Genomic DNA, 25279 nt, shown 5'->3' with positions numbered 1-25279 from the left:
CTACCGCATCCCGTTCAGCGCACCATCGGCGCGGTACTCGCTCGGCAGTCTGCCGACGAGCTCGCGGAACAGCTTGCTGAAGTACTTGTCGTCCTCGAAGCCGATGGCGAACGCGATCTCGTACACCGGCGTATCGGTCTCCAGCAGCAGCGTCTTCGCACGCTCGATGCGCATCCGCCGCAGCATAACGCCGAACGGCTCGCCCGCAAGCTTCGCGAAGCATTGACTGAAGTAGCTGCGGCTCATCTTCACATAATCGGCGACATCGGCCTGGCTCAGCTTGCCGCTGGAATGCTGACGCATATATACAATGGCACGGATTAAGCAGAGCATAACCTCCTTCGAGAAGCCCAGCTCCATCATACGCCGCTGGACGTGGTCGGAGAATCGACGCAGCCACAAGCGCCATTCCGCCCACGTATGATTGCGCCGGATATCGCTTCGTATCGCCAAGCTTTCGCTCTCCTTCATCAGCAAACCGCGCCAATCCGCGCATAATCCTTCTCCGAAAGCCACGATACATTCGAAGGATGGGCGCTGCTGCTCAATCTTCCCTATGAAATGCTCCCAGTCGAGCGCGCTAAGCATCCATTTCATGCTCATCCCATCACTCGAGGAAAGCTCATTCCCTCCAAGTCCTTTGCGCCGCTCAGCTGCCGTATCCTTCAGCTCATCGTAGCGAATCTCCAGTGGTTCATCATTCGGACGCTGCTTATAAAACAATTCATCCGCCATCGACTCGGCCAGCTCTCGCTTCACTTCATCAAGAGGTTGTCCATACAAGCCTGTAATCCATACCGGCTGCCAGCGGCTGCTCAAGCTATGAGCCAGCTCCCTATTCATCTCTGCTCTAGACAAGGTATGCATGATCGGTACGAGCCACATCTCCTTAACCGCAAGCAGCGGATTACGCTTCACAACGGCAAGGCGCAGTAATTCATTGCTGTTCTCTTCACGATTTGAAGGATAGAACAACAACGCTTCCGACGCTTGCGGCTTCTCCTCCTCCGATCCCAGCAGACGCTCGCCTAGATTCCCGATCTCCCATTCCAGCCGAGCAACGATCCGGCTCATCACCTCGTCCGCGCTTTCCGGCTCAAGCAGTGTCTTTACTATATAATCAATAGCGCCCAATCGAAGCGCTTCTTGGACATAATCGAATTCATGATGGCAGGTAAGCACGACCGAGCGCACTCGCGGATAACGCTGTCTTACCTGGCTAATAAGCTCGAAGCCCGACAGCCTCGGCATCGTTATATCGGTGAATAGCAAATCTACCTCCGTCTGCTCCAGCAGCTCAAGCGCTGCTTTCCCGTCGGCCGCTTCGCCTACGATGGTAATCCCGAAAGAGGTCCAGTCGAATAACGCAATAAAACCTTTGCGAACCAGTCTTTCATCGTCGACGACGATCGCTCTAATCATCCAAGCCCTCCTTCGTAATGCGCTTACATCTCCATTTTGGTCCAATAACAAGTTATGGTCAATATGCGATTCCCACTATGTCAGCTGTAGTAAAACAAGAGGAAGGAAAGCCTGCTCGCAAGCAGGCTCTCCTCTCCCTTTCCTTTGCCAACTCCAGCCGTGCGAAACGAACTATTGCTTGCGGTATTCAAACACTTTTTTATTCTGCTCTACGCCCCAAGCGAGTACTTCTTCATAGCCAAGGCCTTTTGCTTTGTCGATCATTTCCGTGCGAAGCTTCGTGAATTCACCGTCGTTTTTCGCGAATACCATTTTCCACGAATATTGTTTGATCACGTCTGCCACTTGGCCGCGTTTTTGCTCCAGCTCATCGCTTCTGACAGCCGGCGCGGTGCCTGTAAAGATTGGCTTCAGGACAGCGAGCTTGTTGTTCTTGATCAAATAATCCTTAGCCGTCAAAGCGCCGCCGTTCGCTGCACGCCAGTTCTGATCCAGCTTCGTCGGCGACTTCTCGAGCACCGATGTCCACAAGTTGTAGTCGTACGGCTCGTTCGTGTTCGGGTTAATATTCGTGAACTTGAACGATGTGTTATTGATTTGGCTTTTGCCGTCCTTGAACGAGCCGCCGCCGAATTCTTCAGGTACGGCCGTATCGTTAGACGGAAGCGCTTCAACGCCGAAGTCCGTCAATACCGCTTTGCCGTCCTTCATCTCCCAAGTAAGTCCTTCCGGACCGTTGTTGCTGACCATCATGCCCTCTGGGCTGTACAGCCAGTCGAGGAATTCAAGGACGCGCTCCGGATGCTTCGCTTTCGAACCGATCGCCCATACGCGGCTTCCGCCGTAAGGGTCAAATCCGTATGAGAATGTACGCTCTTCATCGAACGGTACAAGCGCGAAGCCTTTGCCTTCGTTCAAGTGCTCTTGCGTGTTGTACGTATCGTCAAGCCATGGGAACCAAGTGAAGAGCAGCTGTCCGTCTTTCATTTTGTTCACGACGTCTTCGAACTTTTGCGTTACCGAATCGGGGTCGAGCAGACCCATTTGGTTCGCGTCATAATACAGCTTCAGCGCACGGAGGTAGTAGCCGTCCTCGTCCAGTACGCCTTGGTACTCGTCGGAATCTGCGGATACGAGCGAGAAGCCGCCCGGGTTGAAGCCGTCGCCTTCGTCGAAGCCGTGCAGACCTGCCCAAGCCTTCGCGTTCATCATCATGTTGCCGTCCCAATCCGCCCATAAGGAGAAAGCGTACGTCGGACGACCGGAATCGCTTTTCGGCTGCAGCTCCTGCATCTGCTTAAGCACCGGCAAGTAATCTTCCATTGTCTTAATCTGCGGACGACCGATCTGATCGTACAGATCAAAGCGTAGGTTCGGGTGATACGTCAAGTCTTGGCCTTCGGATGGGCCGTCCTTGTTGTCGCCGACGTCGAAGCCGATGCCGTATACGCTTGAGCCGCCGCCGAAGTTGGCTTTGTTTTTCTCGATCGCTTTAGGCGCATATTGCAAAATATTTTTGCCGTACGTATCGAGCAATCCATCCTTCGTCCAGTCTACTAGCATGCCAGCCTTAATGGCATCGAGATACTTCTGGCCGTCATCGCCGAATACGACCAGATCGCCGAGATCGCCCGAAGCCATCATCGTCGCGAACTTCGTATCGCCGCCGCCCTCTAGGTTCGATGCGATAATGTTCAGCTTAATGTTGAACTTATCTTTGATCAGCTTCGCATACCAGCCGGATTGCTCGCCCGCGAAGTTCGAGAGCATCGAGAAGACGTCGATCGTAATTTCCTCGCGCTCTTCCTTCGGAGGAGCCGTTTCCTCTGCCGCTTTGTCCGTGCTGGCCGGCTTATTGGTCGCAGTATTATTGCCGCTTTTGTTGTTGTTCGAGGAGCAAGCTGCCGCCGTGCTTACGATTAAAATAATCGCTAGTATGAATGTCAATGATTTACGAATGGGTTTCAATGAGATGAGCCTCCCTTTTTTTGTCCTCATGAATGGGTTTACCTCGCGTTTGCCTCCCCAAGCTGCATCGCCAGTTGCCGCGCTCACCTCCCTTCAGCTTTTCCTCCTCTAACCTGCTACCCTTTAACGGCGCCAATCATAATGCCCTTCACGAAGAATCGCTGGAAGAACGGGTACACGAACAGAATAGGCAGGACGACGATCATCGATACGGTCGTTCGTACGGAAGTAGCCGTCTGCATATTCGTCAAATCGATGTTGCCGCCCGAACCCTGCGAGTTGCGGATGATGGCCGCAAGCGATGTCGATTCGTTCAAATATTTGTACAAGACGAATTGCAGCGTGTAATACTTGCTGTCGGTCATAAGGAACAGCGTATCGACGAATGAATTCCACTGGCTGACGGCCGAGAAAATCGCGATCGTAGCGGCTATCGGCGTGATAAGCGGCATAATGATCCGGCTGAAAATCGTCAGATAGCCTGCTCCGTCCATTTCCGCCGACTCCTGCAGCACCTCGGGAATCGATTCAACGAACGTTTTCACGAGAATGACGTAGAACGGCGAGACGATGGCCGGAAGAATATAGGCCAAGTAATTGTTCGTCAAGTTCAAGTTCATCATGATGATGTACCATGGAATGATGCCTGCGTTGAAATACATCGTGATAATGACGAATCGGTACCAGAACCGCCTGCCCCACATCTTCTGCTTCGTGAACAGAAAGCCGAGGAACGCCGACGCCACCACCGTCAGAAGCGTACCGACGACCGTTCTGCCAACGGATACGAGAGCCGCCTGCGACAGCCCTTTCACCTGCAGCACCTCGACGTAGTTGGTCAGATGAATCATTTTCGGATAGAAGGTAACGAGTCCCCGCGAGCTTAAATCATTGCTGCTGATCGTATTGATGAACAAGTAGTAGAACGGAAATATACAAATGATCGTGAACACTGCAAAAAACGTATAGTTCAAGACGTTGAACAACACATCGCCGTACTTGCGCCGTGTTAGCATAGACTGCCTCCTCTCCGGTTAGATGATCGACTCTCCGCGTACCATTTTGGACAGGCGATTGGCTACGAATAATAAAATGATGCTAATAATCGACTTCAGCATGCTAACCGCAGTCGCGAACGAGAAGTTAAAGCCGAGCAGCCCCGTATTGTACACGTACAAGTCGAGCACCTCGATGGTGTCCCGATTAAGCGCGTTCTGGAACACGAAGTATTGCTCCATCCCGTTATTAATAAGATTCGCGATCGAGAGCAGCAGCAAGACGAAGTAGGTCGGCATAATGCCAGGCACCGTAATATGCCAGATCATGCGGAAGCGTCCCGCACCATCGACCTTCGCCGCGTCGTACAGCTCCTGATCGATCGAAGCGATCGCCGCTATGTACATGATTGCGCCCCAGCCTAGCCCTTTCCAAAGCGCCCAAAACGTCATTTTCAGCCAAATCCATTCCGAGGAGGCCAAATAATTAACCGGCGCTTCCTGCAAGCCGATGGCCATCATGAACTTGTTGATGATGCCGTTATCGACGGAGAACATCATGAACGCGATCGCATACACGAGCACCCAGCTAATGAAGTTCGGCAAGGTTGTAAAGATTTGCACCGTCTTCTTGTACCAGGTCGTCTTGATCTCCGTTAGGAAAATCGCGAACAGCACCGGACATACCGACGTAATGATGCCGAGTCCGCTCATCGCCAGCGTATTACGCATGACACGAAGAACTTCCTGCGTTTGCGTCGGATTGGAGATGATCGATCTGAACCATTGCAGACCGACGAACTGGGTATCGAATATCGAAAAGCCCGGTCGGTAGTTATAGAAAGCGTAGAGCCAGCCGTACAATGGAAAATAGCTGAATACGAGTATGAGCAACAGAAACGGCAGCGCGAACAGAAATAACCGGAACCGGTCGGAGATGAAGCTGCCGCTGCTTCGCGCGAGCGAGCTCTGCCTTCGGATAGCCGTCTTCATGCAATCCCTCCTACTTAAGTGTGACAATCCGCTGCCCTGTCCATTTGGAGTAAGCGCTTACTACCCGCTGAACTTGAGAGCTTCTTCTTGTGTTTCCCTGCTAATAGTGTATAGGCTAGGCGCTTTAGTACGGGAGTGGTAGCGGTTTCAAGATTGACGTTTCCTGTTGCCTTCTAGCGAACAGGATTCGTACCTGTGTGAACGTGTTTCGTACTATGGCTGCATGGCGGACATTGCGAATGCCAAAAAAAAGCGGTTGAGCGCCCGATGGACGTTCAACCGCTTCCTTCCTACTTATTCCCATATTGATGCAAGCTTCCAAGCGTCTAGCGTCTCGATAACGGCTGTTCCTCCACGGGCGAAGAAACGGATGCCTGCGTCTGCCGGATTCGGATACAAGCGATTCGTCATCGCCATGCGGCCGTCATTCGCGAACAATTCGACCGAGGAGCGGTCGATGAACAAGCGAAGCCGCACGCGACCGTCTTCCATTAGGGCAAGCGGTGCGGCGCTTACGCCGCCGTCTCCGGCCCCACCTAACTCGCGGTCCATGAACAGCTTTTGCTCCCGAGGCACATAACGGATTTCCGTATAAGACAAGCTGTCTTCCGAGCATCGGATACGCAGCCCGAATTCGGCTGCATCTGATTGCGCAGTATCCCATACGACAGCAAGCTCAATCGAATCGCCGCTCACACCATTAACCTCGACAAATGCGCCATCCTCCAGAACAACGGCTGACTCGGCTGCATGATTGCTACGGAGCGACTCCAGCTCCGGAACGGGCTGGCTACGTACTTTACCGTCCTCCGCTAGCGTCAGTTCGCGAGGCAGCGTCATCGAGCCGTACCAGCCATGTTCCTGTTCAGGCATTGTCGCTCCCCATATGTTCATCCATGCGATCATGATTCTGCGTCCTTGCCCGTCAATCAGCGTTTGCGGTGCATAGAAATCGAAACCATAATCGATCTGCTCAGCGTAATCTTTCTCGAACCGGCAATTCTCGTAATCGAACCGTCCCGACAAATACAAGTTTTTGACCAGAGCGATATTCATCGGCGAAATAAGCAGCACGTGGTTGTCTTCCCCGCCTAACGGGAACAGATCCGGACATTCCCACATATCGCCCATCTTTCCGTCGCTCTCTACCGCAGCGCCTTCGTATTGCCAGCTCAGTAAATCAGCAGATGTGTACATAAGAGCTTTGCCGAGGCCGTCCTTTCCATAGCCGACGACCATATACCATTTATCGCCACGCTTCCATACCTTAGGATCGCGGAACCCGAAGCGCTGAACATCCGGCGAATCGCCGATAATCGGATTAGAAGGATGCTTATGGAACGATATGCCATCTTCGCTCCCGGCTAGACATTGCACCTCTTCCGGCGTTTTGCCATCCACATGCCCGGTGTAGATAAGCTTCAGTATGCCGTTATCGTCAATGGAGCTGCCCGACCAACAGCCTTGGCCATTGTCTCCGCCCTTGTCATATTGTTCAGACGGAGCAAGCGCTACCGGAAGATGCTCCCAGTGAACAAGATCCTTGCTGCGCGCATGTCCCCAATGCATCGGTCCTTGCTTAGCCTGATAAGGGTCATGCTGATAGAACAAATGGTACTCGCCTTTAAAATAAATCAAACCGTTCGGGTCGTTCATCCAACCTGCGGGAGGCATCATATGGTAATGAAGACGATACGCCGTGTCCATCGCTTTGACGTTCTCCTTCAGTACCTCTCCAGCCTTATTAATAAAAAACTGATGCTCGTTATGCCTGCTAACGGGATGCTCCAAAAATGGTCACCTATCCTTCTCCATCGATTGTTCGGACACCAGCATTTTATAAATAAACAGCGGCAGTCTAGGACAAAATAATGATGTCCGAACTGCCGCTGCAATGTTATGAAATGATCTTTTAATTATAAGCTAGTTCTTTCTCGCTTAGTCCAAGCGCTTTTGCGGTAGAAGTATGAACCTCTTTCAGAAGCTCCGGATTTTTCAACAGCGACTGGCCGTAAGAAGGAATCATTTCCTTGATCTTAGGTTCCCATTCTTTTTTATGCTGCGGGAAACATTTGTTAATGACCTCGAGCATGACATGTACGGCAGTCGAAGCACCCGGCGAAGCGCCAAGCAACGCAGCAACCGAACCATCACCGGCAGTAATAACCTCGGTACCGAATTGAAGCGTGCCTTTGCCGCCAGCTTCCGTATCCTTAATCACTTGTACACGCTGACCGGCTACGACCAAATCCCAATCCTCGATTCTCGCGTTAGGGATAAACTCGCGCAGCTCTTCCATGCGCTTTTCTTTCGACAACATCACTTGTTCGATCAAGTATTTGGTCAAAGACATGTTTTTGGCGCCTGCTGCGAGCATGGTGACCAGATTATCCGGTTTGACGGAAGTCACTAGGTCGAACATGGAACCCGTCTTCAGGAACTTAGGCGAGAAGCCGGCAAACGGTCCGAACAGCAACGATTTTTTGTTGTCGATAAACCGGGTGTCCAGATGCGGGACGGACATTGGAGGAGCTCCCACCTTCGCTTTGCCATAAACCTTCGCATGATGTTGTGCAACAACCTCTGGATTTTTGCACACCATAAATATACCGCTGACTGGGAAACCGCCAATATGTTTTCCTTCAGGGATGCCGGATTTTTGCAGCAAATGCAGGCTTCCTCCACCGCCACCGATAAAGACGAACTTAGCAGCATGGTTCTCAACGTTGCCATTGCTGTTGCGAACTTTCAGTTTCCACGAGCCGTCAGCGGCACGCTTCATATTAGAAACGCTATGATTGTATTTAATCTCAACGTTTTTGCTTTTCAAGTGATTGAACAACATGCGCGTCAAAGCGCCAAAATTGACATCCGTACCCGTGTCGATTTTGGTCGCCGCTATAGGTTCATTCGATGAACGATCTTTTATAATAAGCGGGATCCATTCCATCAATTTCTTAGGGTCATCGGAAAACTCCATACCCTTAAACAGAGGATTTTTGGTCATCGCTTCATAACGTTTTTTTAGAAAAGCAACATTCTTCTCACCCAGCACCATACTCATATGAGGCAAAGGCATAATGAAGTCCTGCGGATTGCTGATCAGCTTCCTATTGACGAGATAAGACCAGAACTGCATGGAAAGCTGAAACTGCTCATTAATGTTGATAGCCTTGCTAATATCTACAGAACCGTCCGGCTTCTCGGACGTGTAGTTAAGCTCGCACAGCGCCGCGTGCCCCGTACCTGCATTATTCCATTCGTTGGAACTTTCCTCACCCGCGCTCTCGAGCTTCTCGAACACTTTAATATTCCATTCCGGCACTAGTTCTTTCAGAAGTGTCCCTAAAGTCGCACTCATGATTCCGGCGCCAATTAAGATGACGTCTGTTTTCGTTTCTCCGTTGCTCATTTTTACCATCCTTATATCCTAAAATTTACAGAAAGGATGTAGCGAACCTGCTTAAGCGCAGCACAATAAGCGAGCAAGCCAGGACGCGACCTAGTCACACATCTTTTCTGAATCTACAATTATTAATCTATTATAGTGTATCACTAATAGTTATAGATTTAAATAATCGTACATTTCCATGAACCTTTTTTTCGGCTATTTTGGCTAGCCAATTTAAGGATGCCATCCTTTATTATCCTATGCGGCTCGTGAGCTCAGTGTTTCCTTGCGAACGAATCCATAAGCCAACCCGCGATATGGTCTATCTTGTTCTTATTTCCATCCGTATTGTTCAACACAAGGTCGCAATGGGACAATGCGCTGATTTCCTTCTCGAATGAACCGAGACGCTCGTTAACCTCCGTGGCGCTATGGCCGCGAGCTTCAAGTCGGCGGGCACATTCATGACGTTCCGCTTTCACGCCTATTAGAAGCACCTTGTCGCTGTACAGCTGTTTGATTCTTTTCGCGCCCGCTTCATCCAAAATAACCGATCTGCGTTCCGAATTCCGGATGATTTCTTCAATTAACTGCGTCGGTGTACCGTATAGGTTTTCATGGTACTTGGTCATTTCGATCATTTGACCTTGCTCGTAAAGCTTTTGCATTTCTGCTTCTGTTTTGAAAAAGTAATCGACTCCGTCCACCTCGCCGGCGCGTGGCGATCGAGATGTCCAGGTTACAATGCGCGGAAGTCCCAGCATGGACTGAATGGTGCTTTTGCCAGAAGCGCTTGGCCCCTGAAGAACTACTAATGATAGATTCATAATGTTTGAACAACCTTTTCATATGAGATTCCAAAATATCGATACTTAATAATAACCTGTTGTATCTCTTCGTCATGATTAATTGTAATGCCATAAATCGTATCCCGATCTGAAGCTGTTCCATTATTACTTTGTTTAATTGCGATTGTGGATCCGAATTTTCACAACTATAGGCTTATTATTGCTGTTAACAAGTACTTCTTCAATATTAATCTTTGCAAGACGACTCTTATTCCCGACTCCAACTATTAAAATGTGCTTTTCCATGGATGATCCAATAGTTCCAGCTACTAACTAGATATGATATCAATTTATATGCTGTTTCACACAAGACCAGTTAAACAAGATGTACATTGTCACAACTTATACGATTTATCATACAAAAGTAATTAATCCATCCGCGCAGCCGATGATTTTGTACGATGTTTCGATCAAAAACCTTAATTTGATCTATCCGTAAGGTTGGTTTATACGATATATCGTACAACCTTTGTTTAGTCACAGTTATTCGACAGCCCGAGTATCCCGATTTAACACGAAGGACCTCAACAACTGAGGTCCTTTTTCTCTATTGTAAATGTTCTACTGATGCAAAATTATCTAATTTATATATTTCACTATTATAAATCAGCTTTGTTATCGAGCACTCAGGAATCAGATTGCTTTGTACTTCCACAAAATTAGGATGCCAAACATTTAGTTCGTTCTCGGAAAATGTATGAACCAAAAAATCAGTAATTAATCCTCCGTGAGTAACCATTACGATGTTGCTTCCCGACGGGTATTTTTTGGCCAATTCTAATAATAAGGAAGAGAGACGTTCACCTGACTGCTTCGCAGAATCACCTACGGGTGGTACATAGTCGGGATCACGTGTGCATCGCTCCCACATCTCGACAAATTCATCAAATGTTTGTTTTGGTAAATCTCCCCAGTTAGCACGCTCCCGCAGTCGGATGTCCTCTGAAATAGATGAATTCGTTTGTGCTGCAATATAAGCTGCTGTTTCTTTTGCCCTGCGGAGTGGACTCGTAATTATAGTTGTTATCGGTAAGTTGCAAAAAAGACGAGCAGTCGATTGCGCTTGCAATATGCCTTTGGGAGTAATTGAGACATCTCCAATCGCTTTTTCTTTTATTGCATACCTTACAAGAAAGAAAGTCACGCTCATTTACAAGCCATCCCACTTCGCCCACATTTCTTGCGGGTTTAGCTCATAAACTTGGTTCTCCCTATACATGAATTGATGCATAATAAATTCTCTTCTTATCGTTGCAAAATCACTATGGAATGTTTCTATAAATTCGTTGATTTCTTTCTCGCTATACGGTCGTCCCATTTCCAATTTAGAAACCATTAGTTCCAATACAATAAGCTTCTTCTTAAGTTGAACGGGAATATTTTTCAATTTCCCTTCGTTTGTAAAAAAGTTTTTTATAACGGATTCTTTTATTCGTTTATGTTCGTCTTCCATACTTGTCAAACCTCCTTTGTCACTTCGGTAAATCAGGTTTTCCGTAGCACTGGCGCTATTCTTGATGAAATAATGATTTAATGAAAAATAAATTGTATTTTTATCCCGTCGTTCATTAATTAAGCTAGCTTCGCGCAATTTCGCAGCATGATGTGTAATCGTTGCTGGCGTTACGCTTAACTTTTCCGCCAAAATTTGTCCATTAAGCTCTCCATCAGCCAGCAGTATTAAAATTTTTATTCTTGTAGGATCTGCAAGAGCTTTATGATAATTAACTACCTTGTCTAACTGCATTAAATTGACCACCTGTCCTAAATACAAATTTAACGATCATCTAATTAGTTAAATGTTAAATTAGATGATAATGAAATAAGAAGGATTTGTCAACCACATCAGTTAACAAATCTATCAAAATTAGAGGTCAACGCGTCATTAGTACAAGCACACTCTCTCACTGGTTCATAAGATGTCCTATATTATTTTAAGGAGTGATCCTATGGCCAGATCAGTTAAATGTGCATTAATTCAAATTGCCAAATTATCCGCGAAATTGGCAAGCGACGAGCAATTCAGAAAGAAGTTTGTAACGATCATCGGCGACACACAAACGGGCACAAACAAAAGAGTTCTGCAAATGAGAGCGTTGTTAAGATCAGCTGGTTTCAAATCCCCCACTCGGGTGCGAATACTTAATGATCTAGGAGAAACGCCAAAAACAATCATCTCTTATGATGCAGTAGACCCCGTATCCCAATCAGGCGTAACCACTTCCTTCACTTACCAATTGAATCCAGGGCCGTAATGTAATGAATGGGAATGTTATGCTGAACACAAACATGAAAGGACACCGATAAGGTGTCCTTTCGTTTGAAAGCATTATGAACTGGCATCCAATAACCTATTTAACTTCTTCTGAAATATGCCAGCAAACGCCAGCGGGATCTATAAGGTTGATCTCTCGTTTCCCCCAAGGATACATTGTGGGTTCCTTTGCTTTTACCGGATACTTCTTCGTTAAAATAACCGTTTGGATGTGTGACCACCAACCATCTAAATCCTCAACGACCAGTTCTAACATGTAATTCTCTTGGAACTCTTGATTATGGAAGTTTTGCAGAAAAAATTCCTGTTCCCCTATTCGAAAGATACATAATCCGTCGTCGGAGTAGATTTTCTCAAAACCAAGATCTTCAAAAAAATGCTGTGCAAGGATATAATCTTTGCCTGATGGAATAAACGGTCGAAGCTTATTTGCTCTCATGATTTCCCTCCGTTCTAGGAATTAACAATTTATGATAAGACCCTTTTAACTATTTTTTTCGCAGCATCCGCGGCAGACTTTAATGAACCTTGTTCTTTAGCTTCCCTAAAAAATGCCGATAGGGGAAATCCCTCTTCGTTCCTTGCCTCTGCCTGCATATCGGTGTCTACCATACCTGGATCCACGGTGTAGGTCGTTAATGAACGATGGCCTTCCAGTTGTATACAAGATGTGAACATATTTAATGCAGCTTTCGAGGCACAGTACGCGCTCATGCCAGCTGCCTCTTGCTTTGCTGAACCCGATCCTTTATGCCGGATTACAGAAACTCAATACATCATTGCTTGCAGGCTCAGGGGCAGGCCTGCGATAGAATGCTTGCGTGAAGCGGAAGCAATCTACAACAACTGCAAGGGCAACTGCTGATTCTATCCGTTACAAACGTTTAACCATTTTGATCAACTTAACCGCTTTTTTCGCGTACGCAGCATAGGGTTCGATCAGGTCCGGACTTCGATCAATGGCCCATCTGAGCTTATCGAAAGCTCTTAATAGCAGTATTTGTCTAGAGTCATCAAGGTCCCTTTCACTTATACCGTAACCGTCTATAAATGCTTTGAATTCCTCATTATTTGGGCCTTCACTTTGTATATAGCGCTGCATCAGATAGGTAATTTCTCCATGCGGTACCGTGCTTACTTCTGCGGAGCCCCAATCTATTAATATCACTTGTCCTGCCTGAGTGACGATCGTATTCTTCAATGAGATATCTCCATGGATTAAACCGAAGCGATACGTCCTTTCCTTCATATTCTCGAAAAGTTTACGCACTCTCTGCGATTCCATAGGGGAGATTACACCCAATTCGATTAATGGATCATCTTCCGTCAAACTATTGATATTATACTGCACATACCCTAGCCAACTGCCGTCCGACCCCGCATGAGGAGGTGATTGAAACACACCACGGACGGGATCAATCATATTTTCTCCGTATCCCTTGACCTGAATGGAATGAATACGTTTGGCATATTCGCCAAGCTGTCTCCAAATACTAGATTTGGGAACCGAACTGTCGAGCCCGTTGTCTCCATCTACGAAGGTTTGAATCATATACGCAGTGTCGTCTGTTATACCAATAGACAGCACCTCAGGTCCTGGAATGCCAACCGCAGCAGACTGTTCGATACACCATAGCTCTTTCACATAGCTTGAATATGTTCCTATATCGTTCATGCGGACAACGACTTTACAGCTCACTGTCTCAACTACGCAAACCTGATTTACAATGCCTTTATCCATGATCTGATATGATGTTTTCGCTCGTTCTTTAAGAAAATCGCATGCAATTCGTTCCGCTCGTTGAACGATAGAATCAATAATCATATCTTTCTTCCTCCTTCAAACGAGGTGCAGATTATGAAAAAGCAGACCATCGTTGTGATCTGCTCTATCTCAATAGCAAACGAATAACATCTCATTATTTCTCCCAAAGCTCGACCAGTCGACCGTCAAGATCTTCAATCCAAATAAACTTTCCAAATTCACTAATCTCTTGTTTCTTTGCGAGAGGTACGCCAATTTGTTCAAGATGCTTAATAACCTCGTCCAGATTATGTACTTGGAAATTTAACATCACTTGTTGTTCTGTCGGAAAATAACTGTCTTTCTCTGTAAAGAAAGAAAAGATAGTCTCATTTCCTATTTCGGGTTTTATCACAGTCCCATTCCAATTATCTATTTCAATTTTCAACACTTCGCTGTACCATTTTTTTGTGCCTTCAAGATTGCTAGTTCTCCAAAATATTCCTCCGAAACCTTTTATCATTATCTCCAACTCCTGTCTGTCATCAAATTAGTTATTCGAATACACTAGATATTCGAGATTTAAATTTAAGTTCCTTTTTCAACTATACCGCTGACGGTCAGCTCATCGGCAGTTGGATTCCATTACAGCCGCTTATATCGCATTGGCCAAATTTATTATCACCTACAGCCATCACCGTTCCGTCCGATTTAAGACCAACGGAATGACGACGACCCGCCGCTATTGTATCTTTAGGCCTGCGTTTCACCTTAAACGCCTCTTCAATCGGTGAAATGATTTTACTAAATTATCCAATAGGAGTTCCATTAGGCAAGGCACTATCTGGTTTCAATAAAACCACATCCCCCTTTTCCGGTATTCCGCCAATTACTAATACTTCTGATTTGAAACCCGCTATGCGTCGAACTGGAAAGTTAACTACACCTATTATTTGATTCCCTATAAGATCCTCCGACTTATATCGTTTTGTTATTTGTGCACTTGACGATTTAATTCCGATATCGGGCCCAAAATCAATTTGAAGTTTAATTGCGGGTATTCTTGCTTCCTCAAAAAACTCCGCATGAGTAATAGTTCCAACACGAATGTCGAGTTTCATAAAATCATCAATTGTTGCCATCCTTCATTCCCCTTCTCATCGTATCCTGTTAGCGTAACGTTTTATGTCTGTTGTGCATGTATCGATAGCCATTGTGGTCTATCTATTAATCGTACAAAGAGCTATTACAAAGTAAAAGGGAATGGACGGTTTAAACCGAACGATACGATATCAACCTTTTTTCAATGCTTAAAAATCCCGCTTCAGCCAAACGGCCAAAGCGGGATTTAATCTTATCTATATGACTGGAGCCGGCGCTCCAAACTCGGCCCACTGCTCTTTCGTCGGGCCATAGAGATCCGGCACTCGAAGACCTGCCTGACGCATCAAGACCGTCATTTGACCGCGATGATGAATCTCATGCTTGATGAGGATATCCAGCACCAAGCCGTTCGGCCATTGATCGCCGTACATCTCGCTCATAACAAGCAGATTCTCATCCTTCCAGCTGGTCTGTACAGCATCAAGAAGCGCTTGTGAGGTCCACTTATAGGCCGCCGCAATATAGGCTGCCGACGCTGGCACCGACTCTTCTTCACCTGGGCCTTCGAAAGACAATCCAGCCCGCGTTGGCATTTCGTGCAATGTTTGTACGATGTGCCAAGCAAGACGTCCAAGCGTTCGATGGTCGCTAGTGATCTGTTGACCAAGAGACTCATCCGTTAACGTCTCCAGCGTCCGCAATGTTGCTGCCGTTTCATTCTGCCAAGTTGCGGCAAAATCCTCTATGTGTTTGTACATATTAACATCTCCCTTTTGTAATTTTCCTAATTGGCATGAACGGGCGACATACTTGGAATTAATTCATCCTGGTACATAAAAAGTCCGTATTCCGTCATAACAGAGGACGAGCCCAGTTGACGAAGCATAGCCGACAGATTGCCTCGGTGGTACGTACCATGATTCACTACTTGGATTATGAATTCTGAATATCTGGTATTCAAAATCCCAGCGTATGGATTATCCAAGACAACCTCCTTCTCAAGATCCGGATGCTCGTCAATACACTTTCTGAATCTTACGGACAAATCGTCATACATGGCTTCCAGTTCCTCAAGGCTTCTAGCTTCTGCATCCGCTTCGATTGGATAAGAATCTTTCATCGCGTCATTCATACTTTTACCCATCAAGATGTCAAGCCAACCGCAATCCACCTTGTAGATATGTGCCATGACCTTCGACACCGATGAAAACACGCTTTGAATTTCCTGATTGTACAGGTGCTGCGGAAGCTCCTTTAATCGATTAAAGATTATTTTATTGGCCCAAACGTGATAGTCGTAAAATCTCAAACAATGATCCTTCATTTCAATCACCTCCGGTATTCGCTGTTTACTTATGTATTCATCATACAACGGTAAACCTGACAACTGTATGTCAGTGTTCTTTCATAAAAACAGCCTAGCTTAACTTCTTAGTAAGCAGTATTTCCATAGGTTGCGTATCTAGTACTAAGCATCCTGCATCTTTGTAGCCTAATTTTCTATAAAAGTGTTGGGCTCCTTCATCCGATTGAGTCGATGTCATTAGCAATTTGAAGCCCTTTTGATTCATTTGCTCTTCCCAGAAACGGACAACTTGCTTACCTGCACCCTTGCCTCGATAGGCTTCGTCGACCCAGATCATGTTCATAAAAGGGGTGTTGTCCCAAAAATAACCATACCTCATCCATCCGATATTGTTATCGTCTTCATTCCGCAGGATGTATATTTCATTTCCCTTTATTTTCGATTGTATTAAGCTTTCTGAAATGTGAAGGTCACGTTCTCGTATATATGCATAGTCTGAGCCAGTTGCTGTGTCTATCTTCATCTTTACTCCTCCTATATGTCGCATTTGATGCCATTTCCATTCCAAGCATGATTCTATTATAGTATAAAGGATATCCTGTACCTGTCGAATTTGTAAGAGAAAGGTGTGTAAGCTCTGTTTAACCTTAATCATGTAAGTAGTCCTATTCGTAATACATTATTCGTTACCATTATTCTCGTTTTCTTGATTAGCACCGCATCTGTTCTGTTTTATGGCGATCATTTTCTAATAGGGTCTTATGAGAAAATGAATAATGACGACGTCAAATATATAAATAGCGCTAAGATTTTATTGGATACGCATACGATTACTTATAACAGCGGCGAGAAGCCGTCAACATACATCATGCCGGGAATGCCGGTCGTGCTGGCCGTTCTCATGCTTATCTTCGGACAAGGAGAGGAAGCGATAATCGCATTCCGAGTCCTACAAGCAGCCTTGCAGGCTTTATCAATCTATTTCGTTTTTATAGCAGCAAATCAGCTGTTTAATAGTAGAGCAGCTATTATTTCCAGTATCGCAACCGCACTTTATTTACCCGATTATTTTTCTTCCGGCGTCATTTTATCGGAGTCCATATTCCGTACCCTTATCCTATTGCTTATTTGCTTCAGCCTTCTCGCCTTAAGAAGCCAGCAAACGAAGCATTACGTTATCGCGGCCTTTATAGTTGGACTAGCTTGTTATTTCAAACCGCATACGGTGCTTTTCCCAGCTGTTTGGTTCGTTTTATGGCTTGTGCAGAGGGGATCCTGGAAAAAGATAGTGAAGCATACGGCAGCAGTTTCACTAACGATGATCCTACTTCTATCTCCATGGTGGGTTAGGAACTACATCACGTTTGATAAATTCATTCCATTCACTCAGTCGGCAGGCAATCCGATTCTATTAGGTGCACTTATTGACTACGGGGCGCCTTCAAAAGCCTTCATCGACGCTCATCCGGAGTATGAGGGCAACAGTGATCATATCTTTGTTGGCTCAGATGCCGTTTTGGCCGAAACGGCCCAAAAAATGGTCATTTTCGGCTTCAAGAATCAGCCTTTGAAATATTTGAAATGGTATACGATTGATAAAGTTATTGGATTGTATGCTTCCCCCTATTATTGGAAAACGATATTTGGTATAAATATATGGATCGCTGCTGTTTATCATGTCGTATTCATGCTGCTTGGAGCAACCGGTATGCTGATTATGTTTTTGCGAGCCTTCCAACAAAAGAGTATTCCCTATTTATTTATACTGTTTTCATTTGCTTATTTTACCGTGATCTATGTCCCTTTCGTCGCCTTCAACCGATATGGTTATCCGAATGTGTTTCTTGTCTTTCTAACCGCAGGCTTCTTTATTGATTGGGCTGTTGCAAAATATCAGAATAGGGGAGCGTCAAACAGCCCCCAACTTGTTACCAAGGAGAGGGCAGTTTGACGCTCTGATCAAGTATTTATTACCAAGGAGGCTTGGACATGCTGCATATCGTTAACGGAGATGTTGTTGGTGATAAGCTGAAGCAAGGAGTTGTTCAGGGAGATGTGCTTGTATGGAGAGAGGTATATCCTGCAGGCCCGATATTTACGAATCCAGCAGGGGCAAATGAACGGGCAATACGTGCCCGTGTCCTTCAAGAAACGATGGACATTCCGGCCAGCGATTATATAAAGAGCAGTGAGGAACAAGAGCTGAAACTTCGTGAATATACCAAGTATGATGAAGTCGTATTATGGTTTGAACACGATCTGTTTGACCAGAGTATGCTCGCCTATCTACTTCACTGGTTCAAAGGACAGAACCTCGACCGCACAAAGCTGAGTCTGCTCTGTATTGGAGAATATCCGGGAATCGAAAGGTTTTATGGTCTGGGACAGCTAACCCCGGCACAGCTTCAGACATTATCCGGGAAATGGCGAGCTATTGGCAGACATGAATTGGAGCTCGGCAGCGAGCTTTGGCAAGCATATGCATCACCTGACCCTCTTCAACTGTCCACATTGTTGACGAATAAGAAAGCAGAGCTGGAAGCATCGGGCCTGCCATATGCTTATGATGCCTTCACAGCGCATCTCAAGCGATTGCCTTCTAAGCGGAATGGGCTTGGTATTGTGGAACAGACCACGATTCAAGCCGTTCATAACGGAGTTAGTACTCCGCTAGAATTGTTCCGGCTTGTAACGGATTCCCTTCATGTGCTCGGCATGGGCGATCTCGAATACTGGAAAGTCATTCGCGCTTTGATGCAAGGCGAACATCCTTTGCTCGTTCTTGAAGGGGCCGAGAGCGGCATTGATGTAAAGAGAATACCCGACTTTCTGAACCGCCAAGTCACTCTGACTGCGATGGGCAATGACGTACTGAGCGGATCAAAGGACCGTATTGCCGTTCAGGGGATCGACGAATGGTTTGGGGGAATGCATCTCCACGGACATGAGATTTCTTGGCGCTTTGATGATTTGGCTGGAGGATTGGTCCAACATTGAGGTAACATGTGGAAGCAGCGTGACCCATACTTGATAAAGCGGCAGTCATGGAACAGAAAATAAAGTGACAGACTGCCGCTTAACGTAGTCATACTTATAAACTAAACTCTTCTTTAATCCTATTGGCTACCTCTACTGGGGCTAACTTGGTATTGTTGATCTTCATATAGTTCTTTCTAGCAATTTCTCCATCAAATGAATTTAACCTATGGTTTGCTGTTGCCATTCTCATTCTTTGTTCGGATTGCTCGACATTCCTTTTGGAAGGTTTATGTTCCAGTCTATGTGGGGTTTTGTTTCGTTCAATTCTTTCATCCAAATCTGCCTCGAGCTCTACCAAATATACTTCTCCGCCATTCCCTTCAAAAATCTCACAAACCTTATCTACATATTCCCAATCTTCTTTCGAATCAAATGACCATACATAAGTAAATATCATTCCGTATGAATCTGTTTTCGAGAATGCTTCAAAAATCTTCTGGCGAAACAAATTCGTTAATTCCCACATTTCAGAACTAAATCCTAAAAACGGACAAAGCAATTCAATGGTCATGTGATTATGAAAAAGCTTCAACTCGGTTATTTCTTCCAGCTCGTGCCCAACGGTCATTTTCCCGACTGCCTGAGGACCAAATAATAATACCAACTTCATAAGCTACACTCCCGTTATAAATCAAATCGTGTAAAAAACCGTTTTGCCGTTTAGGAAAGGATTGCAAAAATGTTCAATCAAACCCGGCATTTTATCGCGTATCCACGAATGCTGATCCTTATTACTTACCAGAAAAGCGTAATATGCAGCTATCGCCAAAAACATAAAGCCCTCTAGTTGCTCGATATCTATTTTTCCGGGAATGAGGTTTGTGTAGCTGGCAAGTAGAGTATCTCGCATCACTTTCTTGGTCAATAGTGCGCCCATAGCGACGTCCATTGCGTAATAGCCAAGCCCCGATAAACCAAAGTCAATGAATGAAATGCCCTTTGCAGAAAGGATTAAGTTACTATAGTTAATGTCGGCGTGGATGATTCCCCAAGTCTCATTCTTGTTGCTCATCACTTTCAATCTTTCGTTAATCAACGCAAACGTATTTTCAACAATATGAAAATGTCTAGTAGAGATAATACCGATTTCCTCGCCTGATCGCAATTTGCTTAGCATCGTTTCTGTCCACTTTAACCCATATTCGGGTCTTGTAAAACTTGAAGCGAGTTGATAACTTTGCGAAAATCGATGCAATAATGCAATTTCTTTCCCAAGGGTATTAACTCTCTCTTCACTTTCCAAATCGTTCTTGGACATGGTTTCCCCATCAATCCATTCTAAGATTGAACAGTGCACTTCCTCATTTTCAATCCAAACGGTTGTAACCAGCTTGCCATGCACATTTGGAACAGGAATTTGAACGGGTAATCGGGAATGAGACGACCACGCCAATAGAATCTCTAATTCCGATTGAATAGCCTCGTTTGTGTTCTGCACCCCCTGCATGTTTGTGGTAATCGGTTTATGAATACGCAACAAATACGTATTCGCTGAACCGCTATCGCTTACCTTGTAAGTGATGTTTTCATTATGCCGAATCCATTCTACAATCGGGTCAACAAAATAATAATGCTTTAAAACTTCCTTGTACCATTTCGTATAATCCATGGTCGATCCCCTAATCAGATTTAATAGTCAATCAAAGTGACAATACGGTTATTAACTCGTCATTTATGATTTCCCCGCTATCTCGAAAGCCGAAACTTTCATAAAGCTTGTTGGCTGGTAGGTTATCCGCCTTATACGATATCCAGCAATACCGTGCCGGCCCTGCCGGAAAGGTACGGATAAATTCCAATATTTTGTGCATCGCTTCCCGACCGTAGCCCCTGTTCTGGTGCTGTTTGTCAATCATCAGTCGCAGGATGCAATAGCTGTCGTCTGCGATTCTCGGAAGCTCATATCCGGTAATTCTATACGTTATCATAACAAAACCGACCGGCTGATCATCCTTATAAATGGCAAACGGAAATGGATGACCCCCATTGGTTGCTAGGACGTAACACGAAGCCACGCTCGACAGATTGGACGCAACGAAGCGCCGTTGATCATCCGTTACTTCTAGGTTAAAAATGGCACGTCGGTTATCCAACGTGATTTTTCTGAGCGATATCATGCAGGGCTCTCCCTTCAATTTCTTAGTAAAATGCTAGTTAATCGCGGCCGCTTTAACACCATACAATTTAAGCTAAAAAAGGTATAGACTTATGTTGAAATTTTTTATAGACTATTATGTATCCATGGCTTTTTTAGGGAGTCAATTGAATAAGATGCGTATAGCCCGTCAACTCCATTCCTGTGAGCTGACGGGCTTTTTTTCCAACCCCAAAATCCACGACTTTTGTCGGGTTCCGCCACCGGCTGCAGGCCGTTCCGATTCGCGGCGTTCTCCGGTACAATATAGCCAAATTAGTTTGAAGGAGCGATCGGCATTGAATTACGAACAGAAAGTGTACGACGAAATCGCAGCATGGGAGCAGAAGTTATTCAAAGCGCCGGGATGGTTGGAGAGAACATCGAAGACGATCGGTAAACGAATTAACGACTTGATTCCGCCTAAGGTGCACGATGTCATTACGGCAACCATCAAGTCGATCGTCCGTACAGCGCTGTTCGGAGCGGAATATACGCCTCAAAGGCCGGTGCAGCAGACTCTCCATCTTGAACTCGCCGATCAAGAGGCGAAGCGTTTGCTTTCCCTATACCAAAAAATCGCGACTGCCGAAGGCGCCGGTACGGGGGCAGGCGGCATTATGCTTAATATCGTGGACTTCCCTGCGTTAATCGCAATCAAGATGAAATTTCTGTTTGAGCTGGCTCATGTTTACGGGTACGACACGAAACATTTTCCCGAGCGTGTGTTCATTCTTAAAGTGTTCCAGCTGGCATTCTCCGGACCCGATCAACGCGCCATGCTATTAGATTCGATTAAGCATTGGGATAAGGAGAAGGAGCTGTGGTTCTCGGATAACGAATACTCCAAGCATATGGACTGGGAGACGTTCCAAAAGGAATACCGCGACGCAATCGATTTTCGAAAAATGCTGCAGATGGTTCCGGGGATCGGAGCGGTGGCAGGCGCATGGGCGAATTACACCATTCTCGAGGAGCTTGGCGAATCGGCAATGAACGCTTACCGCTTGCGAAGATTAAAAGAAGACTAATGAAACGCACTACATGATGCAGACGACGGTTATTCCGGAAGCTTCACTATACTTTCTCTATAAAATTCATTCGTTCACTTATAGCAAAATGACTTTGTTTCTTCAATCAAGTCATACAGCTCGTTGAACGACTTCTCCAATTGTGCGTGATCCTCTGCAACCAAACTGACTATATCATTTACTCTTTTAGCGTACTGCCTTGGAGCGACTCGGAAGGAATCCGCAATGGCAACCGCTCCTTTTTCGTTCATCAAGTAACATTCGTTCACTGCGAACAAAACTTGATTCAAACAGGATACTGACCGAAATACACATCCAGCGATGTAGGCTAAATCTGTTTTATTGATGCCTTTTCTTCCTGTATCATGCGCAAATGATGCTTCCCACAAAAACTTCTGAATCGTCGCGTTTTTCAATTCAGCTGGATAGGGAATCGTCTTGGTCTTCATTTCTCCAATAATGCCAGATGGATCCCATAACACTTTGCATAACGCGACCTCTGCGAAATAAATCGAATTCATAAATCCGTGCGGATGCCCCGGCTGATAGTCGGCGGTAATGTCGCCTGAGAGACATTGCTCCATGACGGCACGAACTTTATTCAGATCGCGATATATAATATCGACTGGATATTGATTAACAACCAGCCAACCGCCACCATTAATCCATGGCCCCCATCCGCCGATTTCGGTAACTAAATGCGGCCTGCCGGCGTCATCCAGATGAGCGGCAACCTGTTGCAGCTTTTGAATATCCAGTTCACTGCTGGAATCGTAATATAAGCCAATATCGATATCCGATTGGGCATGATGGCTGCCCCTCGCTCTTGAACCGCCGAGTACGATAGCTTTCACGCCGTTTACCTGTTTTAAATCGTTAACAAGCATAGAAATCGTATTTTCGTGTTCCAATGGCTACACCACCTTAGCTCCATGCGATATAGAAAACAACACAGCTTGCTCCTTATCCATCCTCATCCCGGTGATGGAAAAGGTTTTAAAATCTACACCTTCCATATTCGCTCCTCTTAAGTCAGCCCCTTGTACGTTTGCTTTCGCCAGCAAAGCCATTGTCAGATCGCTGTCTCTCAGATCCGCTTTTTCCAGGTTAGCTCCAGATAAGTCCGCTTCAAAAAATTTAATTCCTCGCAGATCCTGCTTGACTAGTCTTGAGTATCTTAAGTTTGTATAAGACCAATCGCCTTGAAATATAGTTATCCCATCCATGGATGAGCCAGAAAAATCCGAACCCGTCATCTTGCATTTATCAAATTTCGAGACAAATAGATTCGCTCCATTAAAGCTGCAGTTCTCGAACGCCGATTCTTTATGTATCGAGCCATTAAGCATAGCCCCGCGAAAATCGCATTCAATAAACCGACAGTTGCTCGAAGTAATCTCCTCAAGCGAACCGTTTGCAAACGAGCACCGATTAAAGGTACAACTGATCAGCTCCCCATACCTTAAATCCTGTGAGCTAAAGTCTACCCCTTCGTATCTTTGACTGCTGTGTTGAAACATGATAAACCTCCTGTGCCTGTCTATTGAGCTAAAGCATGAAATAACTTTTTTCAATATAACACAGGGGTGTCAAGAGCCGTCTAATTCCTATCAAAAGTCAAGCGTTTTATTTTTTAGATAAAGGCAGGACGCTGCCATCTAACCTTTTGCGCGCAGCAGCTTGAACAACTGTCGGACTGCCTGTTCCAGCAGCTTCTCCGCCTGCTCCATGCAAGCTTCCAAGGAGGCTGGCGCGTTCACGATAGAGAAACAGCCATCGAATCTTTCTTCCAGCTCTTCAATCTGATCGCCGAGACTCCCGGACAGAAGCATGCACTTCGTTCCTGTCTCTGACGCCGCAGTCGCCACTTGAATCGGCAGCTTGCCGTATACTGTCTGATTGTCGCTGCGTCCTTCGCCTGTTATAACCCAATCGGCGTCTCTCATTCGTTCTCTGAGCGATACGGCATCGATCAACCAGCTTGCGCCGGAGACAACTTCCCCGCCGAGCGCGAGTAACGCAAATCCGAGACCGCCTGCCGCTCCTGCCCCGGGAATTAGTCGCCATGAGGATCCTGCTACCCCCTCAATGTAATCGGCATACGTCTCCATCGCCCGTTCAAGACTAACCTGCTGCTCAGGCGTTGCGCCTTTTTGCTTGCTGTACACCATCGTTGCGCCAGTAGAACCGCATAACGGATTGCTCACATCGGTCGCTATTTTGATCTCGCTCTGCTTAATACGAGAATCTATTCCTGTCCATTCAATCGATGCGATAGACATCAGTTCGCCCCCGCTCCCGCGAAGCCGATTGCCTAAGCTGTCTTTAAACTCTGCTCCGAGCGCAGCCAACATGCCCATTCCGCCGTCATTCGTCGCGCTCCCTCCAAGTCCTACAACAAAACTTCGAATCCCTCGATCTAGCAATTGAATAATGGCATCGCCTACTCCTTGAGAGCTTGTACGATAAGGATCTCTATCTCCTTCCGGCACCATCGTTAGGCCGCATATCGAAGCTACCTCCAGCACGGCCGTCGGTCCTTCGACAATATCATCATGAATGAGTCCGATTACAGCTGTCGCCGCTTCTCCTAAAGGACCGGTTACTTGCAGCGATGCATAGGAACCGCCGGCAGCCTCGACCACTGCGGCGACTGTCCCTTCTCCTCCATCGGCTAGGGAAATAACGTCGCACTCGGCATCCGGAAATACCGAACGGATCGCTTGAGCGGCCGTCCTTCCTGCCGCCTCCGAGCTTAAGCTGCCCTTGAACGAATCAAATGCCAGCACAACTTTCATTTCTCAGTTCTCCTTTGCATGTACCTTTGGGTCCATTATATAGACTTTTCGCAGAAATCGTAAATGCGCAATGAGCAGAATGTTCCATTCAATCGATATCCGATGTTATAATCGATCTATTACAAGAAAAAGGATGATGTGCCATGCATATGCATTTCAACGAAGTACCCCATAAGGAAGAAGACTTTAATACCAACTCAAGATTTACCATTTAATATCACGGAGCACGAT

General features: G+C 46.0%; 27 protein-coding genes and 1 pseudogene. 4 read left to right on the top strand and 24 right to left on the bottom strand.

Annotation, left to right across the window (positions count from 1 at the left end; translation table 11 throughout):
• The 9 genes from AC0YN0_RS02825 to AC0YN0_RS02785 all read right to left on the bottom strand — a co-directional run bounded on the left by AC0YN0_RS02825 (position 1) and on the right by AC0YN0_RS02785 (position 11364).
• Complete coding sequence (locus AC0YN0_RS02825) at positions 1-1422, bottom strand: response regulator (RefSeq protein WP_475819896.1); 1422 nt, start codon at positions 1420-1422, stop codon at positions 1-3.
• A gap of 171 nt (positions 1423-1593) precedes the next feature.
• Positions 1594-3390, bottom strand: a complete 1797-nt coding sequence (locus AC0YN0_RS02820) for an extracellular solute-binding protein (protein ID WP_475819895.1) — start codon at positions 3388-3390, stop codon at positions 1594-1596.
• A gap of 116 nt (positions 3391-3506) precedes the next feature.
• Complete coding sequence (locus AC0YN0_RS02815; protein ID WP_475819894.1) at positions 3507-4406, bottom strand: carbohydrate ABC transporter permease; 900 nt, start codon at positions 4404-4406, stop codon at positions 3507-3509.
• 18 nt (positions 4407-4424) lie between these two features.
• Complete coding sequence (locus AC0YN0_RS02810; RefSeq protein WP_475819893.1) at positions 4425-5378, bottom strand: ABC transporter permease; 954 nt, start codon at positions 5376-5378, stop codon at positions 4425-4427.
• Between the two features lie 294 nt (positions 5379-5672).
• On the bottom strand, positions 5673-7169 hold the full coding sequence (locus tag AC0YN0_RS02805; protein WP_475819892.1) for a glycoside hydrolase family 32 protein: 1497 nt from the start codon (positions 7167-7169) through the stop codon (positions 5673-5675).
• 121 nt (positions 7170-7290) lie between these two features.
• The gene (locus tag AC0YN0_RS02800; protein ID WP_475819891.1) at positions 7291-8790 is read right to left on the bottom strand and encodes a malate:quinone oxidoreductase; all 1500 of its coding nucleotides are present in this window, start codon (positions 8788-8790) and stop codon (positions 7291-7293) included.
• 254 nt (positions 8791-9044) lie between these two features.
• Entirely contained in the window at positions 9045-9596 is a 552-nt protein-coding gene (locus AC0YN0_RS02795) for a guanylate kinase (protein ID WP_475819890.1), read from the bottom strand.
• A gap of 568 nt (positions 9597-10164) precedes the next feature.
• Positions 10165-10767, bottom strand: coding sequence for a histidine phosphatase family protein (locus AC0YN0_RS02790; RefSeq protein WP_475819889.1), 603 nt, complete (start codon positions 10765-10767; stop codon positions 10165-10167).
• Positions 10768-11364: a DUF2087 domain-containing protein gene (locus AC0YN0_RS02785; protein ID WP_475819888.1), complete on the bottom strand. Its 597-nt coding sequence runs from the start codon at positions 11362-11364 to the stop codon at positions 10768-10770.
• A 202-nt stretch (positions 11365-11566) separates the two neighbouring features.
• Here AC0YN0_RS02785 and AC0YN0_RS02780 point away from each other — a divergent pair, with 202 nt between their 5' ends.
• Positions 11567-11872 (top strand): hypothetical protein, encoded by a 306-nt coding sequence (locus tag AC0YN0_RS02780; RefSeq protein ID WP_475819887.1) that lies wholly within the window; start codon positions 11567-11569, stop codon positions 11870-11872.
• 96 nt (positions 11873-11968) lie between these two features.
• Here AC0YN0_RS02780 and AC0YN0_RS02775 read toward each other — a convergent pair whose 3' ends face one another.
• The 9 genes and pseudogenes from AC0YN0_RS02775 to AC0YN0_RS02735 all read right to left on the bottom strand — a co-directional run bounded on the left by AC0YN0_RS02775 (position 11969) and on the right by AC0YN0_RS02735 (position 16569).
• Positions 11969-12331, bottom strand: coding sequence for a VOC family protein (locus AC0YN0_RS02775; RefSeq protein WP_475819886.1), 363 nt, complete (start codon positions 12329-12331; stop codon positions 11969-11971).
• Between the two features lie 29 nt (positions 12332-12360).
• Positions 12361-12651 carry an SDR family NAD(P)-dependent oxidoreductase gene (locus AC0YN0_RS02770; protein WP_475820881.1) on the bottom strand — a complete coding sequence of 97 codons (291 nt, stop codon included), beginning with the start codon at positions 12649-12651 and terminating at the stop codon, positions 12361-12363.
• A gap of 115 nt (positions 12652-12766) precedes the next feature.
• Positions 12767-13717, bottom strand: a complete 951-nt coding sequence (locus AC0YN0_RS02765) for a phosphotransferase family protein (protein ID WP_475819885.1) — start codon at positions 13715-13717, stop codon at positions 12767-12769.
• Positions 13718-13811: 94 nt separating this feature from the next.
• Positions 13812-14159 (bottom strand): VOC family protein, encoded by a 348-nt coding sequence (locus tag AC0YN0_RS02760; protein WP_475819884.1) that lies wholly within the window; start codon positions 14157-14159, stop codon positions 13812-13814.
• 115 nt (positions 14160-14274) lie between these two features.
• Positions 14275-14436, bottom strand: a pseudogene (locus tag AC0YN0_RS02755) (RCC1-like domain-containing protein); the annotation flags it as partial.
• A 9-nt stretch (positions 14437-14445) separates the two neighbouring features.
• The gene (csaA, locus tag AC0YN0_RS02750) at positions 14446-14778 is read right to left on the bottom strand and encodes a chaperone CsaA (protein WP_475819883.1); all 333 of its coding nucleotides are present in this window, start codon (positions 14776-14778) and stop codon (positions 14446-14448) included.
• Between the two features lie 216 nt (positions 14779-14994).
• Positions 14995-15498 (bottom strand): DinB family protein, encoded by a 504-nt coding sequence (locus AC0YN0_RS02745; protein ID WP_475819882.1) that lies wholly within the window; start codon positions 15496-15498, stop codon positions 14995-14997.
• 26 nt (positions 15499-15524) lie between these two features.
• Positions 15525-16064 (bottom strand): DinB family protein, encoded by a 540-nt coding sequence (locus AC0YN0_RS02740; RefSeq protein ID WP_475819881.1) that lies wholly within the window; start codon positions 16062-16064, stop codon positions 15525-15527.
• 94 nt (positions 16065-16158) lie between these two features.
• On the bottom strand, positions 16159-16569 hold the full coding sequence (locus tag AC0YN0_RS02735; RefSeq protein WP_475819880.1) for a GNAT family N-acetyltransferase: 411 nt from the start codon (positions 16567-16569) through the stop codon (positions 16159-16161).
• A gap of 246 nt (positions 16570-16815) precedes the next feature.
• Between AC0YN0_RS02735 and AC0YN0_RS02730 the strand changes: the two genes are divergently transcribed.
• A complete protein-coding gene (locus AC0YN0_RS02730; RefSeq protein ID WP_475819879.1) occupies positions 16816-17997 on the top strand; it encodes a glycosyltransferase family 39 protein in 1182 nt (393 codons plus the stop codon).
• A gap of 38 nt (positions 17998-18035) precedes the next feature.
• Complete coding sequence (locus AC0YN0_RS02725) at positions 18036-19043, top strand: DUF1835 domain-containing protein (protein WP_475819878.1); 1008 nt, start codon at positions 18036-18038, stop codon at positions 19041-19043.
• 94 nt (positions 19044-19137) lie between these two features.
• Here AC0YN0_RS02725 and AC0YN0_RS02720 read toward each other — a convergent pair whose 3' ends face one another.
• Genes AC0YN0_RS02720 through AC0YN0_RS02710 form a run of 3 tightly spaced genes read right to left on the bottom strand, consistent with a single transcriptional unit; the run spans position 19138 to position 21202 of the window.
• Entirely contained in the window at positions 19138-19695 is a 558-nt protein-coding gene (locus tag AC0YN0_RS02720; protein WP_475819877.1) for a DEAD/DEAH box helicase family protein, read from the bottom strand.
• Between the two features lie 21 nt (positions 19696-19716).
• The gene (locus tag AC0YN0_RS02715; protein ID WP_475819876.1) at positions 19717-20694 is read right to left on the bottom strand and encodes a phosphotransferase enzyme family protein; all 978 of its coding nucleotides are present in this window, start codon (positions 20692-20694) and stop codon (positions 19717-19719) included.
• Between the two features lie 31 nt (positions 20695-20725).
• Positions 20726-21202 carry a GNAT family N-acetyltransferase gene (locus tag AC0YN0_RS02710; RefSeq protein WP_475819875.1) on the bottom strand — a complete coding sequence of 159 codons (477 nt, stop codon included), beginning with the start codon at positions 21200-21202 and terminating at the stop codon, positions 20726-20728.
• 316 nt (positions 21203-21518) lie between these two features.
• Here AC0YN0_RS02710 and AC0YN0_RS02705 point away from each other — a divergent pair, with 316 nt between their 5' ends.
• Positions 21519-22250 carry an EcsC family protein gene (locus AC0YN0_RS02705; RefSeq protein WP_475819874.1) on the top strand — a complete coding sequence of 244 codons (732 nt, stop codon included), beginning with the start codon at positions 21519-21521 and terminating at the stop codon, positions 22248-22250.
• A gap of 74 nt (positions 22251-22324) precedes the next feature.
• On the opposite strand, the gene AC0YN0_RS02700 is transcribed toward AC0YN0_RS02705, so the two are convergent.
• The 3 genes from AC0YN0_RS02700 to AC0YN0_RS02690 form a co-directional block, all read right to left on the bottom strand.
• The gene (locus tag AC0YN0_RS02700) at positions 22325-23161 is read right to left on the bottom strand and encodes a nucleotidyltransferase domain-containing protein (RefSeq protein ID WP_475819873.1); all 837 of its coding nucleotides are present in this window, start codon (positions 23159-23161) and stop codon (positions 22325-22327) included.
• A 3-nt stretch (positions 23162-23164) separates the two neighbouring features.
• Positions 23165-23770 (bottom strand): pentapeptide repeat-containing protein, encoded by a 606-nt coding sequence (locus tag AC0YN0_RS02695; RefSeq protein WP_475819872.1) that lies wholly within the window; start codon positions 23768-23770, stop codon positions 23165-23167.
• Between the two features lie 138 nt (positions 23771-23908).
• Positions 23909-25048, bottom strand: coding sequence for a glycerate kinase (locus AC0YN0_RS02690; protein WP_475819871.1), 1140 nt, complete (start codon positions 25046-25048; stop codon positions 23909-23911).
• Positions 25049-25279: the final 231 nt, after the last annotated feature.

It is taken from the genome of Paenibacillus sp. J22P218 (assembly GCF_056269195.1).
The sequence above is the reverse complement of the archived record's forward strand: the minus strand, read 5'-3'. Positions and strand labels throughout refer to the sequence as shown.

Excerpts from the sequence above, each read along its gene's own strand:
- AC0YN0_RS02825 (WP_475819896.1), bottom strand. The coding sequence starts at position 1,422 with ATGATTAGAGCGATCGTCGTCGACGATGAAAGACTGGTTCGCAAAGGT.
- AC0YN0_RS02815 (WP_475819894.1), bottom strand. The coding sequence starts at position 4,406 with ATGCTAACACGGCGCAAGTACGGCGATGTGTTGTTCAACGTCTTGAAC.
- AC0YN0_RS02810 (WP_475819893.1), bottom strand. The coding sequence starts at position 5,378 with ATGAAGACGGCTATCCGAAGGCAGAGCTCGCTCGCGCGAAGCAGCGGC.
- AC0YN0_RS02800 (WP_475819891.1), bottom strand. The coding sequence starts at position 8,790 with ATGAGCAACGGAGAAACGAAAACAGACGTCATCTTAATTGGCGCCGGA.
- AC0YN0_RS02795 (WP_475819890.1), bottom strand. The coding sequence starts at position 9,596 with ATGAATCTATCATTAGTAGTTCTTCAGGGGCCAAGCGCTTCTGGCAAA.
- AC0YN0_RS02790 (WP_475819889.1), bottom strand. The coding sequence starts at position 10,767 with ATGAGCGTGACTTTCTTTCTTGTAAGGTATGCAATAAAAGAAAAAGCG.
- AC0YN0_RS02785 (WP_475819888.1), bottom strand. The coding sequence starts at position 11,364 with ATGCAGTTAGACAAGGTAGTTAATTATCATAAAGCTCTTGCAGATCCT.
- AC0YN0_RS02780 (WP_475819887.1), top strand. The coding sequence starts at position 11,567 with ATGGCCAGATCAGTTAAATGTGCATTAATTCAAATTGCCAAATTATCC.
- AC0YN0_RS02775 (WP_475819886.1), bottom strand. The coding sequence starts at position 12,331 with ATGAGAGCAAATAAGCTTCGACCGTTTATTCCATCAGGCAAAGATTAT.
- AC0YN0_RS02765 (WP_475819885.1), bottom strand. The coding sequence starts at position 13,717 with ATGATTATTGATTCTATCGTTCAACGAGCGGAACGAATTGCATGCGAT.
- AC0YN0_RS02760 (WP_475819884.1), bottom strand. The coding sequence starts at position 14,159 with ATGATAAAAGGTTTCGGAGGAATATTTTGGAGAACTAGCAATCTTGAA.
- csaA (WP_475819883.1), bottom strand. The coding sequence starts at position 14,778 with ATGGCAACAATTGATGATTTTATGAAACTCGACATTCGTGTTGGAACT.
- AC0YN0_RS02745 (WP_475819882.1), bottom strand. The coding sequence starts at position 15,498 with ATGTACAAACACATAGAGGATTTTGCCGCAACTTGGCAGAATGAAACG.
- AC0YN0_RS02740 (WP_475819881.1), bottom strand. The coding sequence starts at position 16,064 with ATGAAGGATCATTGTTTGAGATTTTACGACTATCACGTTTGGGCCAAT.
- AC0YN0_RS02735 (WP_475819880.1), bottom strand. The coding sequence starts at position 16,569 with ATGAAGATAGACACAGCAACTGGCTCAGACTATGCATATATACGAGAA.
- AC0YN0_RS02730 (WP_475819879.1), top strand. The coding sequence starts at position 16,816 with ATGAATAATGACGACGTCAAATATATAAATAGCGCTAAGATTTTATTG.
- AC0YN0_RS02725 (WP_475819878.1), top strand. The coding sequence starts at position 18,036 with ATGCTGCATATCGTTAACGGAGATGTTGTTGGTGATAAGCTGAAGCAA.
- AC0YN0_RS02720 (WP_475819877.1), bottom strand. The coding sequence starts at position 19,695 with ATGAAGTTGGTATTATTATTTGGTCCTCAGGCAGTCGGGAAAATGACC.
- AC0YN0_RS02715 (WP_475819876.1), bottom strand. The coding sequence starts at position 20,694 with ATGGATTATACGAAATGGTACAAGGAAGTTTTAAAGCATTATTATTTT.
- AC0YN0_RS02710 (WP_475819875.1), bottom strand. The coding sequence starts at position 21,202 with ATGATATCGCTCAGAAAAATCACGTTGGATAACCGACGTGCCATTTTT.
- AC0YN0_RS02695 (WP_475819872.1), bottom strand. The coding sequence starts at position 23,770 with ATGTTTCAACACAGCAGTCAAAGATACGAAGGGGTAGACTTTAGCTCA.
- AC0YN0_RS02690 (WP_475819871.1), bottom strand. The coding sequence starts at position 25,048 with ATGAAAGTTGTGCTGGCATTTGATTCGTTCAAGGGCAGCTTAAGCTCG.